Source organism: Arthrobacter sp. LjRoot78 (assembly GCF_964254335.1).
In the GTDB taxonomy this organism is placed as follows: domain Bacteria; phylum Actinomycetota; class Actinomycetes; order Actinomycetales; family Micrococcaceae; genus Arthrobacter.
This window is the reverse complement of sequence record NZ_CAXUTG020000001.1, coordinates 147,486-160,355: the sequence shown is the minus strand read 5'-3', so window position 1 is coordinate 160,355 and position 12,870 is coordinate 147,486. Positions and strand designations below refer to the sequence as shown.

At 65.5% G+C, this 12,870-nt stretch carries 12 protein-coding genes; 5 read left to right on the top strand and 7 right to left on the bottom strand.

The features are described 5' to 3' along the window. The first annotated feature begins 212 nt into the window (after nucleotides 1-212). Nucleotides 213-2,384 carry a polysaccharide deacetylase family protein gene (locus tag ACSQ1X_RS00835; protein ID WP_436056300.1) on the top strand — a complete coding sequence of 724 codons (2,172 nt, stop codon included), beginning with the start codon at nucleotides 213-215 and terminating at the stop codon, nucleotides 2,382-2,384. Nucleotides 2,385-2,509: 125 nt separating this feature from the next. On the opposite strand, the gene ACSQ1X_RS00830 is transcribed toward ACSQ1X_RS00835, so the two are convergent. Together ACSQ1X_RS00830 and ACSQ1X_RS00825 are read right to left on the bottom strand one after the other, a co-directional pair. After that, the gene (locus ACSQ1X_RS00830) at nucleotides 2,510-2,902 is read right to left on the bottom strand and encodes a DUF4190 domain-containing protein (RefSeq protein ID WP_436056299.1); all 393 of its coding nucleotides are present in this window, start codon (nucleotides 2,900-2,902) and stop codon (nucleotides 2,510-2,512) included. Between the two features lie 96 nt (nucleotides 2,903-2,998). After that, the gene (locus ACSQ1X_RS00825) at nucleotides 2,999-3,826 is read right to left on the bottom strand and encodes a nuclease-related domain-containing protein (RefSeq protein ID WP_436056298.1); all 828 of its coding nucleotides are present in this window, start codon (nucleotides 3,824-3,826) and stop codon (nucleotides 2,999-3,001) included. A gap of 308 nt (nucleotides 3,827-4,134) precedes the next feature. Between ACSQ1X_RS00825 and pgm the strand changes: the two genes are divergently transcribed. Next, nucleotides 4,135-5,784: a phosphoglucomutase (alpha-D-glucose-1,6-bisphosphate-dependent) gene (pgm, locus tag ACSQ1X_RS00820; protein ID WP_055802011.1), complete on the top strand. Its 1,650-nt coding sequence runs from the start codon at nucleotides 4,135-4,137 to the stop codon at nucleotides 5,782-5,784. Here pgm and ACSQ1X_RS00815 read toward each other — a convergent pair. Both ACSQ1X_RS00815 and ACSQ1X_RS00810 read right to left on the bottom strand, forming a co-directional pair. After that, on the bottom strand, nucleotides 5,774-6,265 hold the full coding sequence (locus ACSQ1X_RS00815; RefSeq protein WP_436056297.1) for a 2'-5' RNA ligase family protein: 492 nt from the start codon (nucleotides 6,263-6,265) through the stop codon (nucleotides 5,774-5,776). The genes pgm and ACSQ1X_RS00815 overlap by 11 nt on opposite strands. 235 nt (nucleotides 6,266-6,500) lie before the next feature. Then, the gene (locus ACSQ1X_RS00810) at nucleotides 6,501-7,106 is read right to left on the bottom strand and encodes a malonic semialdehyde reductase (RefSeq protein WP_055802017.1); all 606 of its coding nucleotides are present in this window, start codon (nucleotides 7,104-7,106) and stop codon (nucleotides 6,501-6,503) included. Nucleotides 7,107-7,371: 265 nt separating this feature from the next. Here ACSQ1X_RS00810 and ACSQ1X_RS00805 point away from each other — a divergent pair, with 265 nt between their 5' ends. After that, nucleotides 7,372-8,727 carry a uracil-xanthine permease family protein gene (locus ACSQ1X_RS00805; RefSeq protein WP_055802020.1) on the top strand — a complete coding sequence of 452 codons (1,356 nt, stop codon included), beginning with the start codon at nucleotides 7,372-7,374 and terminating at the stop codon, nucleotides 8,725-8,727. Nucleotides 8,728-8,788: 61 nt separating this feature from the next. Here ACSQ1X_RS00805 and ACSQ1X_RS00800 read toward each other — a convergent pair whose 3' ends face one another. Together ACSQ1X_RS00800 and ACSQ1X_RS00795 are read right to left on the bottom strand one after the other, a co-directional pair. Continuing rightward, on the bottom strand, nucleotides 8,789-9,292 hold the full coding sequence (locus tag ACSQ1X_RS00800) for a hypothetical protein (RefSeq protein WP_436056296.1): 504 nt from the start codon (nucleotides 9,290-9,292) through the stop codon (nucleotides 8,789-8,791). A gap of 72 nt (nucleotides 9,293-9,364) precedes the next feature. Beyond that, nucleotides 9,365-10,261 carry an SDR family oxidoreductase gene (locus ACSQ1X_RS00795; protein WP_436056295.1) on the bottom strand — a complete coding sequence of 299 codons (897 nt, stop codon included), beginning with the start codon at nucleotides 10,259-10,261 and terminating at the stop codon, nucleotides 9,365-9,367. Nucleotides 10,262-10,465: 204 nt separating this feature from the next. Between ACSQ1X_RS00795 and ACSQ1X_RS00790 the strand changes: the two genes are divergently transcribed. Together ACSQ1X_RS00790 and ACSQ1X_RS00785 are read left to right on the top strand one after the other, a co-directional pair. Continuing rightward, nucleotides 10,466-10,957, top strand: a complete 492-nt coding sequence (locus tag ACSQ1X_RS00790; protein ID WP_436056294.1) for a DUF6328 family protein — start codon at nucleotides 10,466-10,468, stop codon at nucleotides 10,955-10,957. Between the two features lie 48 nt (nucleotides 10,958-11,005). After that, complete coding sequence (locus tag ACSQ1X_RS00785) at nucleotides 11,006-11,668, top strand: DUF6766 family protein (RefSeq protein WP_436056293.1); 663 nt, start codon at nucleotides 11,006-11,008, stop codon at nucleotides 11,666-11,668. A 9-nt stretch (nucleotides 11,669-11,677) separates the two neighbouring features. Here ACSQ1X_RS00785 and ACSQ1X_RS00780 read toward each other — a convergent pair whose 3' ends face one another. Then, nucleotides 11,678-12,802, bottom strand: coding sequence for a glycerate kinase (locus ACSQ1X_RS00780; protein ID WP_436056292.1), 1,125 nt, complete (start codon nucleotides 12,800-12,802; stop codon nucleotides 11,678-11,680). Nucleotides 12,803-12,870 lie beyond the last annotated feature (68 nt).

Below are 12,870 nucleotides of genomic sequence, written 5' to 3'. Positions count from 1 at the left end.
GGGCTGGATAGTGCCCACGGCTCTCAGCATTGAGCTGCCGAGATGCAGAAAAGTACCAGGGCGACTGAGGGTTCCTTGGAACGGCGATGCGGGGGGAAAGCCTGTGCATAGCTAGTCGCCTCTAGACCTAGCTATGGGATGCAGACATGAAACTTTTGCAGCACCGGCCTCATCTTCGGCGCCGGACAAATCCCGGCCCTGAGGATACCTCCGTGGCCAAGACACACGCCCGCTGGACTGCCGCCGGAAGCGTTGTGGCAGTCGCTGCCAGCCTCCTAGGCGGTGCAGTATTTGCGGCGCCCGCCCAGGCGGCAGACCCTCCGGTCATAACGCTGACATTTGACGATGCGGACGGGGACCAGGTCGCAGCCGCGCAGATTCTCAATCAGGCAGGTTTGAAGGGGACGTTCTTTACGCCGTCTGGCTATCTGGATGCGACCGGCTACATGACCACGGCCCAGGCCCTCGCGCTCCAAACGGCCGGCCATGAGATCGGGGGGCACACCGTGACCCACCCCGACCTTGTGCAGATGGGGGCCGATGAGGCTAAGCGCCAGATCTGCAACGACCGAGTCAATCTAGCCAACAAGGGATTCCGAATCACCAGCTTCGCGTATCCGTTTGCATCAACATCCGACGCCGTCCTGCAGGTTGTCCGGGACTGTGGTTACAACAGCGCCCGGGGCCTTGGTGATTTGGAAAGCAAAGTTCCGGAATCGGTGGGCTTCGGTTTTGCGGAGGCAATCCCGCCCCTTGAGCCGATGCTGACAAAGGCCCCTGATCAGATCGACAACACATGGACCATCTTGGACCTGAAGAACCTGGTCACGAAGGCACAACCGGCGGGCGGATGGGTTCAGCTGACGTTCCACCACATCGGCGACGGGATCGACCCGACGACCAATACCGCGGATCCGCTGACCGTTTCCACTCCTCTCTTCCAAGAATTCGTAACCTGGCTCGCAGGCGAGCAGGCCGCCGGACGCGCCACTGTCAAGACGGTTGATCAGGTCATTGGCGGGACGGTCAAGGCTTTGGTCAACGGCCCGGCCGCTCCGGCTCCCCAGACCACGGGCAATCTGATCAAGAACCCTGGCCTGGAAACAGCGCCCCTTGTGGCGGGCGGGCTCCCGCAGTGCTGGGCCGCCGGCGGCTGGGGGACCAATACGCGCGCTTTCAGCGTCGCAACGCCAGGCCACACAGGAACAGCAGCCGGACAGATGGTGATGTCCGCGTACACGAACGGCGACGGGAAGCTCCTTCCCTCACTCGACCTGGGCGAGTGCGCCCCGAGCGCCGTTCCGGGCCACATTTACCAGATAAAGGCGTGGTACAAATCCACAGCTCCCACCCAGTTCGAGCTGTATTACCGAACAGGCTTGGGTACCTGGAGCTACTGGAATCTGGCAGCGAGCCCCCTGTACAACGCCGCTGCGAATTGGACCCAAGTCACCTATACGACGCCTCCCGTACCAGCCGGCGCCTCGGCCATCAGTATGGGCATGAACCTGATAAGCATAGGTACCCTGCTGACCGATGACTTCGAACTGACAGACACAGCGTCGGCCGCCCCTGCTGAGGCAACGGCCGCTATTCTGGCGGCAGCTACTGCCTCAAGCCTCGGCACGGCAACGGGCACCGTAGTTTGCGGGCTGGCTGCCGGCGGGTGCTACCAGAACTACCAGGCCGGCGTCATCCACTGGTCATCGGTAACCGGGGCCCGCATCACCAAGGGCGCCATCGACGCCGCATGGGCAGCGCAGGGCTGGGAAAACGGCGGACTGGGCTACCCCACCAGCAATGAAATCGGCGGACTCAAGGACGGGGGCGTCTACCAGAACTTCCAGGGCGGCGTCATTCACTGGTCACCGGCAACCGGGGCCCGCATCACCAAGGGCGCCATCGACGCCGCATGGGCAGCGCAGGGCTGGGAAAACGGCGGACTGGGCTACCCCACCAGCAATGAAATCGGCGGACTCAAGAACGGAGGCGTCTACCAGAACTTCCAGGGCGGCGTCATCCACTGGTCACCGGCAACCGGGGCCCGCATCACCAAGGGCGCCGTCAGGGCCACCTGGGCGTTCTTCAACTGGGAGAACGGCTTCCTCGGATACCCGACCAGCAATGAGATCACCGGCCTGAAGAATGGAGGCGTCTACCAGAACTTCCAGGGCGGCGTCATCTACTGGTCGGCTGCTACCGGAGCCCACCCCAACGCGGGCGCCATCCGCGTGGCCTACGCCTCGCAGGGCTGGGAAAACGGACGGCTTGGGTACCCGACCACAAATGAGTTCGCCATAGGTGGCGGGGCAGTGGCCCAGGACTACCAGGGCGGACGCATCACCTGGTCGCCCACGTCCGGCACCTCCATCACGTACAGGTGAGCACGGGCTGGACGCTGGCAGGAAGTCACACTCCTAACAGCGGCTGACAAGACACAGATCCAACAAGGGAGTGCCCCGGTGACCGCATCTTCACCGGGGCACTCCCGTGTTGCGCCCGGCCCGGTTTAGTAGCCGTACCCCGCGCTGGCCGCAGCGAAGATCGCCGCCACGGCGAAGGTGAGCACAATCGCGGTCAACGCCAGGCCGAGGTAGCCAAGGACCAGTCCGGCGATGGCGAGTCCCCGCCCGGCGGGTTCCCGGAGCAGGGCCAGGTGGCCCAGCACCACGGCCGCAATCTGCGGCAGGATGATGAGACCCAGGCCAAGGAAGACGGCGATGCCGCAGCACAGGCTGGCGATACTCAGGCCCTTGGGCTCGGGTGGCATGCCGTAGTAGGACGGCTGCCCGTAGACGGCGCCGTAGGTTCCGGCCGGCTGTGACCCTTGCGGTGGAATGTATGACGGCGGGGGGTAGCCCTGTGGCATCCCCTCGTCGCCGGGGGCAGGCTGGTTCGACATGGGAATTCCCCTTTTGAAAGGCTAGAACCAGCCTACCAACGCACGGCCCGGAGGTGCGCGGCCGTGATATACCCGTGATACGCCAGCGGGCAGGACCTACAGGTTCCAGAGCGGCGCAGAAAGTGCGAACGCCACGATCCCCAGGACCAGCAGGCTCCATAAACCGGCTACCAGCCAGCCTCTGTGGGGCTGGCTTCCCACGGACCGGCTTCCCATGTGCGGGGGACCCGCGACGGCCCGGTATCCGGTGCGGGCCGGAACCGGCGCCGGATAGGCGCCCTGATACTGGCGAACCGGGGGATGACGGCCCGCGCTCCCGCGGACGTCCGATGCTGCGGGCGACTGAGGCTGCGTCAGTTGCTGTCCCAGTTGGGAGTAAATTCCAACCACCGTTTGCGAATCCAGCACTGCCGGGAGGGCCGCCACCCGCGCAACCACGCGGTTGATGCCCAGCACCTCGACCCCGGAACCTGTCACCTCTACAAGGTCGGGCTGGCCGGTCAGGCAGATGATCGAGCGGACCAGGTGCCGGTGCGGCGCGTCGAGCAGGGCAGCCACGGCGGCAGCCTGCCCCAGGGAGCCGTCCACGGCGGGGTTCCGGGAGTAGCCGTTCTGCCTCAGGACGCCTGCCCTGACCTCAACGGCGCCTGACCAGTTCTTGGCATCCACCACAACTATTCCGCCCGGCCCCACCAGAACGTGGTCGAGGTTGGCCAGCGGCCGTCCGGGCCAGTGCACGTCGTGCAGCAGGAACCAGCCGTGCGGGGTCAGCTGGCCGAGCCGGGTGGCGGTGCGGCGCTCTCCGTCCGCACCGGAACCCCACGATTCCGCAGCGTGTTCGGCATGCTCCAGCTGGCGCTTCAGCCGCGCAATCCGCTCGGCAGCCAGCCGGGCCTGTTCCGATGCTTCGTCGCCTGCCGCCATTGGCTGTCCTCCCTTTGATTCGCCGCACCCTGGATCATCCCGACCTGGATCAATCCATCCAGGATTCACCGCAACGCTGACGGCGGCGGAGAGCCCGCCGTCGTAATTTGTTTAGAAATTAGCAGCCGCGGGACAGCCGGTATATAGGTACTTTTGGCGCCACTACTCGCTTTTCCGCAGCCAATTACTGCCCTTCAATAAATACAAAGGGAATGAATTTGGTAAATGCCGGATGAAATTCGGCGTCACAGGGGCCGGATTCCGGACAAACCGTGTTGCGTCCCGCCGTCGTCTGGCATGCTGGTGCCATGGCTAGCCGCGCGGGCACAGTTGCCCAACCCCAAGACCTTGTTGACCTCACTGCGCTCCTGGATGCGTACTACGATGTTTCTCCCGATCTAAGCGACCCGGGCCAGCGCGTTGCGTTCGGCACGTCCGGGCACCGGGGATCCAGCCTGAAGGCATCCTTTAACGAAGGCCATATTGTGGCCATCACCCAGGCGATCGTGGAATACCGTGCCGGGCAGGGCATTACCGGCCCGCTGTATATGGCAAAAGACACCCATGGCCTCAGCGAACCGGCGCAGAACTCGGCTCTGGAGGTGCTGGCAGCCAACGGCGTGAACGTCCTGATCGACGCCCGCCACGGCTACACCCCCACTCCGGCGCTGAGCCACGCCATCCTCACGCACAACCGGAACGCCCCCGCCGGCGCACCGCAGGCTGACGGCATCGTGGTCACCCCCAGCCACAACCCACCCGGTGACGGCGGGTTCAAGTACAACCCGCCGCACGGCGGCCCCGCGGACACGGACGCCACCGGCTGGATCGCCAACCGCGCCAACGAACTCCTTGAAAACGGACTCCGCGGCGTCAAGCGCATCCCGGTGGCCGATGCACTGGCCGCCGAGACGACCGGCAAGTTCGACTTCCTCAGCAGCTACGTGGACGACCTCCCGTCCGTGCTGGACCTGAACGCCATCCGCGATTCCGGCGTCCGGATCGGCGCCGACCCCATGGGCGGCGCCTCGGTGGACTACTGGGGCGAGATCGGCGAGCGCCACCACCTGAACCTCACCGTGGTGAACCCCACCGTCGACCCGCAGTGGGCCTTCATGACCCTGGACTGGGACGAGAAGATCCGGATGGACTGCTCCTCCCCGTCGGCCATGGCCTCGCTGATCAACCGCATGTCCAGCGGCGCAAACTTTGACGTCGCCACCGGCAATGACGCCGACGCCGACCGCCACGGCATCGTTACGCCGGACGGCGGGCTGATGAACCCGAACCACTACCTCGCCGTGGCCATCGACTACCTCTACCGGCACCGCACCGGCTGGAACCCGGAGTCGGTAATCGGCAAGACCCTGGTTTCCTCGTCCATCATCGATCGCGTGGCCGAAAGCCTGGGCAGGAAGCTCGTCGAGGTGCCCGTGGGCTTCAAATGGTTCGTGCCCGGGCTGCTGTCCGGCGAGGGCGCGTTCGGCGGCGAGGAATCCGCTGGCGCTTCGTTCAACAAGATGGACGGCAGCGTGTGGACCACCGACAAGGACGGCATCCTGCTGGCGCTGCTGGCTTCGGAAATCACCGCCGTCACGGGCAAGTCGCCGTCGCAGCTGTACAAGGGCCTCACCGACCAGTTTGGCGATCCCGTCTATGCCCGGATCGATGCCGCCGCCACGCGCGAGCAGAAGGCCGCCCTCGGCAAGCTGTCGCCGTCGGACGTCACCGCCACCGAGCTCGCCGGCGAAACGATCACGGCCAAGCTTACTGAGGCTCCCGGCAACGGCGCCTCGATCGGCGGCCTGAAGGTGGTCACCGAGAACGCCTGGTTCGCCGCCCGCCCGTCCGGCACTGAGGACGTCTACAAGATCTACGCCGAGTCGTTCAAGGGCGCCGACCACCTCAAGCAGGTCCAGGCCGAAGCCAAGGCCTTGGTTGACGGGGTTATTTCGTAAGTTCCCACAGGTGGAGGATGCGCCGGACGGAATGGTTTCCGTCCGGCGCCATGTCCACCAGGGCCACGCGGTCCAGCACGACGGCGTCTCCCGGGCGGGTGCGCTTGTCACCGTGGTGTGACACGTGCGGACGATAGTTCGCCAGGGTGTGGTCCGGCGTGGGCACCCGGCCGGGCAGCCCCGCCACGACCCCAACCAGTGACTCGTGAAGTTCCTGGAGTGATTGGCTGGGCTCCACGAGGCTCACCGGGATGGACTCCCGCCGGCCGAAGCCGGCGTCCGCACCGATGGTCAGCCGCGCGCCAAGGGCCGCCCGTACGGGCTGGTCGATAAGTGCGGCGATCCGTTCGGTGAGGTCCTCGCCCAACATCGGGTCGACGTCGAACTTGACCAGGGTGATGTGCAGGGGCCAGTCGTCGCGGGGAAAAACGAGCCCGTCAGTGACGGGCTCGGTGAAGGCCACCAGAATCAGGTTCCGCATAGGGCCAGTGTGCCACTGCGCAGGGCCGGCTGTGCCCGTCCGAGCGCGGACGGGCACAGTAGCCAGCGTGGCGATTTCGACTAAAATGGGAAGTGGCCCAGGACACATGCCGTGCATTCAACTGCAAAAATGTGTCTAGAGTGCCTCCGGCGTGTCCCCCATCGTGCCGGGGGCCTCTCTGCGTGTCACGGCGCGTCTTCGTGTCCGGCGTGCTGCACCCGGGGACGGTACGGACCTAGACGGTGCGGACTACATCCTCGTAGGCGAACTTCGGCTTGGCTTCGCCCCAGGCGTCGGGCCCGGGCTGGCCGATGTTGACCACCAGGAAGCTCTTCTGGTCCCCGGCCGGGAAGAACGCCGCATCAATGGCGGAGAAATCGGCACCGGTCATGGGGCCGGCAGCCAAACCGAGCGAGCGGACCGCCAGGATGAAGTAACCGGCCTGCAGGTGGGCGTTGTTGTTGCCCGTGCTGGCGGCGAGATCCGGGGAGGCGTCGTACATCGCTTTGGGGGCGTTGTAGCCGGGGAGGAAGTTGTCCCACTGTCCGGCCCAGTCGGTGTCGTAGCTGAGGATGGCGACGAGCGGCGCGGACGCCGTCTTGGCCTTGTTGCCGTTGGCCAGGGTGTCCACGAGCTGTGCGCGGGCCTCGTCGGAGCGGACGTAGGTCACGCGCAGCGGCTGGGAATTGAACGCCGTCGGGCCGAACTTGGTCAGCTCGTAGATGGCGCGGGCCTGCTCATCCGTGACCTCTCCGGTGAATGCGTTGGCCGTACGGGCTTCGGCGAAAATCGCGTCCACTGCGGCTGCGTCGATCACTGCTTCTTCATGGGCAATTGTCATCTGCATACCTTTCGCTGGGCCTGCTCACCCGGAGGCGGCCGGCGGTTCTGCTATCTATAGTTGCAACTTCAAGCGAATCGTTCCTCTTCCCGTGACCCCGCGTGACCTTCCCCACAGTGGCGGGCTGCCGAGCGGCAGGGCTCCACAGCGGCCGGACGCACGGCCGTGCGAATTGCGGGGCGAATTGCGGGGCCTGCGCGGTAATGTTGCTCCGGAAGATTCCTTCCCCGCTCCCGACACATACTCCTTTGAAAGGCTCCCGGCCATGAGCATGCTTGGTACCAAATGGAAGCTCCACGGCAACGGTAAGTCGGTCCGCCCGGGCGAGGTGGTGGCCCCCGGCGAACGGCTGACCTGGCCGCTGACCATCGGGGTGGGAATGCAGCACGTCGTGGCCATGTTCGGTGCGACTTTCCTGGTGCCCATCATCACGGGCATGCCGCCGGCCACCACACTGTTCTTCTCCGGCATCGGAACCCTGCTCTTCCTGGTGATCACCCAGGGCAGGGTGCCCAGCTACCTCGGTTCGAGCTTTGCGTTCATTGCCCCGATCATGGCCTCCCAGCAGCAGTTCGGAATTCCCGGGGCCCTGGGCGGGGTGGTGCTCGCCGGCGCGGGCCTGGCCGTCATCGGCGCCGTGGTCCAGAAATTCGGGGCCGGCTGGATCAACCGGCTCATGCCGCCGATCGTCACGGGCGCCATCGTAGCCCTGATCGGACTGAACCTCGCCCCGGCCGCGAAGCACAACTTCGACGCCGCCCCCGTCACCGCGGTGATTACCCTGGCCACCATCATCCTGGTGAGCGTGCTATTCAAGGGCATCCTCGGCCGCCTCAGCATCCTGGTGGGCGTAGTGGTGGGATACTTTGTGGCCATGCTCCGCGGCGAAGTGAACTACAGCAAGATGGACGCCGCCGCGTGGGTGGGGCTGCCGCACTTCCAGACCCCCGAATTCCACCTGGGCGTGGTGGGCCTCTTCGTTCCCGTGGTGCTGGTGCTGGTTGCCGAGAACATCGGCCACGTGAAATCCGTGTCCGCCATGACGGGCCAGAACCTCGACGGGGTCTCCGGCCGCGCCCTGATGGCCGACGGCGCCGCCACCGTACTGGCCGGCTTCGGCGGCGGCTCCGGAACCACCACGTATGCCGAAAACATCGGCGTGATGGCGGCCACGAAGGTCTACTCGACGGCAGCCTACTGGGTGGCTGGCACCTTCGCGATCATTCTCAGCTTCTCCCCCAAGTTCGGCGAACTGATTGCCACGGTTCCCGCGGGCGTGCTGGGCGGCGCTGCCACCATGCTTTACGGCATGATCGGCATCCTGGGCGTCAAGATCTGGGTCCAGAACAAGGTCAACTTCTCCAACCCGGTCAATTTGACCACCGCGGCCGTGGCACTGATCATCGGCATCGCCGACTACACCTGGACCATCGGCGAACTGACGTTCACCGGCATCGCCTTGGGCTCCGCCGCCGCACTGGTGATCTACCACGGCATGAAAGCGATCGCGAAGGCCCGCGGCAGCGTCGCTGAACCGGAGACCGAACAGGCCGGCCTGCCCCCTGCAGTCAAGGCCGCGATCAACGCCGCCGCCAAGCGGACTCCGAAAAAGCGGCCTTAGGCGGCACTGACGGGCGGCCGCCTCGGCAGCCGCCCGCACGGGCTGTTAACCGGCGCCGGGTTTATCCGGCGTCGAACGTATCGTCCTCGCGGTCCTTGGGGGCCTTACTGTCCGGCAGGTCCGTGCCACTGCCATCGGGGATCCCGGCAGCGTCCTGCTTCGGTTCTGACGAGAAGGGCCGTCCGGCGTCCGGATCCTCCGTGTTGGATTCGTCCATTTCCGCCTCCGCGGACGGTACCGCGGCATCGCTTTCGGCCGGCTCAAAGCCGGGGTCCGTACTTTCGCTCTCTGCGTGCAACTGATCCTCCGTTCCTCCGAAACGACCCGCTCCGGGTTCGCCTGCGCTGTCCTGGTCTTCTTCGCCGAACTGGCTAAGGTCAGGCGCCCCGGCAGGGTAGGTTTCGCCGTCCGGGCTGTCCTGGCTCAGGCCCGCCGCGTCGAACGCCTCTTCCTCACGTGGCTGGGCGAACTTCTTCGTGTCAGCGCCACCCATTTCCTGCTCGACCGTGGGCGTACCGTACCCGCCCTCTTCCTCAATGGGTGTTCCTTGGTTCTCCTGCGTCATGTCATTCCTCCTGGGTGGTAGGGCTGGTTGGTTAGCTGGATACGCGGACCTGGATGCAAGTCCGGGCGGGGCTCAGAGCCCCTTGCCGCCTGTCACCGGAAGCACGGCCCCGGAAATGTAGGAGCCGGAGTCCGAGGCGAGCAGGACGTAGGCGGCCGCGAGTTCTGCCGGCTGTCCCGCGCGCCCGAGAGGAGTGTCCTGACCGAACGTCGGCAGCTTTTCGGGCCATTCCGTGGCTGGAATGAGCGGCGTCCAGATGGGGCCCGGAGCCACGGCATTGACCCGGATGCCCTTGGGCCCGAGCTCCTGGGCCAGCGCCTTGGTGAACGCCACTTGGGCGCCCTTCGTCATGGCGTAGTCGATGAGTTCCGGTGAAGGATTGAAGGCCTGGATGGAGGCAGTGGTGATGATGGAGGCGCCTGCCTTGAGATGGGGCACCGCGGCCCTTGCCGTCCAGAGCAGGGAATACAGGTTCGTCTTGAACACGCGGTCGAATTCCTCGGTGGGCAGCGCCTCAAAGCTGTCGCGGTTCTTTTGGTAGGCGGCGTTCAACACCACCACGTCCAAGCGCCCGAACTCCGCGAGCGTGTCCGCCACGATCCTGGTGCTGAACTCTTCACTGCGGCCGTCACCCGGCAGCAACAGGGCCCGTTGACCGGCCTTCCGGATCCACGCGGCGGTATCCTGGGCGTCGGCTTCCTCTTCGGGAAGGTACGAGATGGCGACGTCGGCCCCCTCGCGGGCGAAGGCAATGGCCACTGCCCTTCCGATGCCGGAGTCTCCCCCGGTGATGAGCGCTGCCTTGCCCGGGAGCGCGTTGCTTCCCTCGTAGCTTTCCTCGCCGTGGTCCGGCTGCGGCTCCATGGGCGCCGTGAGCCCCGGCTGCTTCTGGACTTGCTCGGGGAACGGCCCGTCATGGTAGCCCGCCCTGGGGTCCTGCGGCTGGTGGTCCTGCTTTTCGTCGGTCAATGTCCACCTCGCTAACGTCTGAGTTTGTACTGCCTCCGGTGCGTGACCGGCTCTTCGAAACTATCCCAGCGCACAAGGCAAGTCCACGGTTTTGGCAAAATTAGTCAGCAAACTTAGTAGTGCTTGATAATGGGCATCTTCAAGCCTAGGTTGAGACATAGTTGCGGCCATTCGCGGCCGCTCGCGGCGACCGGAGGTGGGCAATTGTCTGACCCGGAGGTGACGGCGGGCAACGGTAGAAACGAAACGGTCGAGCAGCAGATGGACCGCAACTGGATGGAGCTCATCCAGGAACTGCGCGTGCTCCAAACCGGAGTCCAGATCCTTGCCGGTTTCCTGCTCACGCTTCCCTTCCAGTCCCGGTTCGAGGACCTCGACGCCTTCCAGGTGGGCCTCTACCTGACCAACGTGGTGCTCGCTGCCCTGACCACCGCGCTGATCCTCCTGCCTGTCAGCGTCCACCGCAGGTTGTTCCGGCAACGGCTGAAATCCACCCTCGTTTCGAGCGCGGACAGCATCACGAAGGTTGCCCTCGGAGGGGTGGCACTCCTGAGTGTGGGAACCTCAGCCCTGGTTTTCGACGTAACCGCCGGACGCAACGCGGGCCTCACGGCAGGCGGATTGCTGCTGGCAGTCCTGCTGGTCCTGCTGGTCATCGTCCCGATCCAGCTCAACAAACGGGCCAGGCGTGGATAGGGCAACGTCATTCCCAGCGAAGTTCGCCAGTCAAAATCGGAAGGCACCATGAAGAAATGGGTTAAGGAACACGGGCTGATGCTGGCCAACATCGGGCTGTTCGCGGTGTTTTTCGGCGGAATGGTGATCAGCGGAGCCAGCGACTACAGCGAAGACCAGCTCGCCCACGGCCAACCGGCCGTAGGCATTGCGGGCTACCTCGCCACCGGGGCGTTCCTCGAAGCCACCTTCGAGAACTGGGAATCGGAGTTCCTGCAGATGGGCATGTATGTCATCCTGACGGTTTTCCTTTTCCAAAAAGGCTCCTCGGAATCGAAGCCGATGGGAAAGGTAGCGCCGCAGGACCAGGATCCGCGTGCGGCAGCCATGAAGGCCGCCACGCCGTGGCCCGTACGGCGCGGCGGCTGGGTCCTCAAGCTCTATGAGCACTCCCTCTCCATCATGTTCCTGTTTCTGTTCCTCGCATCTTTCACCCTCCATGCGATAGGCGGCAGCGAGGAGTACAGCCAGGAACAACAAAGCCACGGGCAGCCGGGCGTGACGCTGCTCGGCTACCTCGGCACCAGCCGGTTCTGGTTCGAGTCGTTCCAGAACTGGCAGAGCGAATTCCTGGCGGTCGCCGTGCTGGTTGGCGCGTCCGTCTACCTGCGCGAACGAGGCTCACCCGAGTCCAAACCCGTGGCCGAACCGCATTACGAGACCGGGGCTTAGCGGCCCGAGTCAGGCCCCCTCAAGGACCTGGCTGGTGGCCCACGTGAGGTACTTGGCGGCATTGGCGACGGCGTCTTCCGGGCTGGACGCGACGTCAAGCAGCTGCGCAGCGGCCACCACGCCGTGCCTCGCCAGGTCCTCCGGCGTGACCAGGATTCGGCCGGCCACCACAATCACCGGGATGCCCCGCTCGCGCGCTGCATCGGCCAGCGCAATGGGCGCCTTGCCCTCCAGCGACTGCGAATCCATGGATCCCTCGCCGGTGATCACCAGGTCCGCTTCGGCCAGCTGGACCGCCAGGCCCGTGAGGCCCGCCACCAAGGCAAAGCCGCCTTCGAGAGCGGCATTGCTGAAAGCCAGGAACGACGCCGGGAACCCGCCAGCCGCGCCCGCTCCGGGAACGTTGACGTCGCGCCCGGTGGACTGCCGCAGAACCGACGCCCAGTTGCGGAGCCCCGCATCCAGCAGCTCCACGGCGTCCGCGTCGGCACCCTTCTGCGGACCGAAGACGTGAGCCGCTCCGTCGCTTCCGAACAGCGGGTTCTGAACGTCCACGGCGATCCGGAACTTCACGGCAGCCAGCCGCGGGTCCAGGCCGGAAACGTCAACACCGACAACGTCCCCAAGGGAACCGCCGCCCAGCGGAACCACGTTTCCGCTGGCGTCCAGCGGCTTCAGGCCCAGTGCGCGCAGGGCGCCGCTGCCGCCGTCGGTCATGGCAGAGCCTCCCACGCCCAGTACGATTTCGGTAGCCCCGGCGTCCAGCGCGGCAGCGATCAGCTGGCCGCAGCCGTAGCTGTGCGCGCGCAGCGCGTTGGCCGGCGTCGGCTCCATGTGCGCCAGCCCCGAGGCCTGGGCCGTTTCAATCACGGCGGTGGCACCGCCGAAAGCATCCTTGCGGAGAGCCCAGGCCGCACCAATGGGCGCCAGGATGGGACCGACGACGGCGTTCAGCCGTTCCTCGTAGCCGGCGGCAACGGCGGCTTCAAGGGTGCCTTCTCCGCCGTCGGCAACGGGAAACTGCGTGGCGACCGCGTCCGGATAGACGCGCAGCGCCCCCTCGGCGATGGCACTGGCAGCCTCCGCGGCAGTCAGTGACCCTTTGAACTTGTCCGGAGCGATGAGAATGCGCATGGGTCTATCCTGCCAGCATCCGCAGGAAAGCGCTTGCCTGCGTGTAATGAACCGGGACTATTGGAGCA

Coding starts and splice junctions, on each gene's coding strand:
- ACSQ1X_RS00830 (WP_436056299.1), bottom strand. CDS start 2,902: ATGTCGAACCAGCCTGCCCCCGGCGACGAGGGGATGCCACAGGGCTAC.
- ACSQ1X_RS00825 (WP_436056298.1), bottom strand. CDS start 3,826: ATGGCGGCAGGCGACGAAGCATCGGAACAGGCCCGGCTGGCTGCCGAG.
- pgm (WP_055802011.1), top strand. CDS start 4,135: ATGGCTAGCCGCGCGGGCACAGTTGCCCAACCCCAAGACCTTGTTGAC.
- ACSQ1X_RS00815 (WP_436056297.1), bottom strand. CDS start 6,265: ATGCGGAACCTGATTCTGGTGGCCTTCACCGAGCCCGTCACTGACGGG.
- ACSQ1X_RS00810 (WP_055802017.1), bottom strand. CDS start 7,106: ATGACAATTGCCCATGAAGAAGCAGTGATCGACGCAGCCGCAGTGGAC.
- ACSQ1X_RS00805 (WP_055802020.1), top strand. CDS start 7,372: ATGAGCATGCTTGGTACCAAATGGAAGCTCCACGGCAACGGTAAGTCG.
- ACSQ1X_RS00800 (WP_436056296.1), bottom strand. CDS start 9,292: ATGACGCAGGAGAACCAAGGAACACCCATTGAGGAAGAGGGCGGGTAC.
- ACSQ1X_RS00785 (WP_436056293.1), top strand. CDS start 11,006: ATGAAGAAATGGGTTAAGGAACACGGGCTGATGCTGGCCAACATCGGG.
- ACSQ1X_RS00780 (WP_436056292.1), bottom strand. CDS start 12,802: ATGCGCATTCTCATCGCTCCGGACAAGTTCAAAGGGTCACTGACTGCC.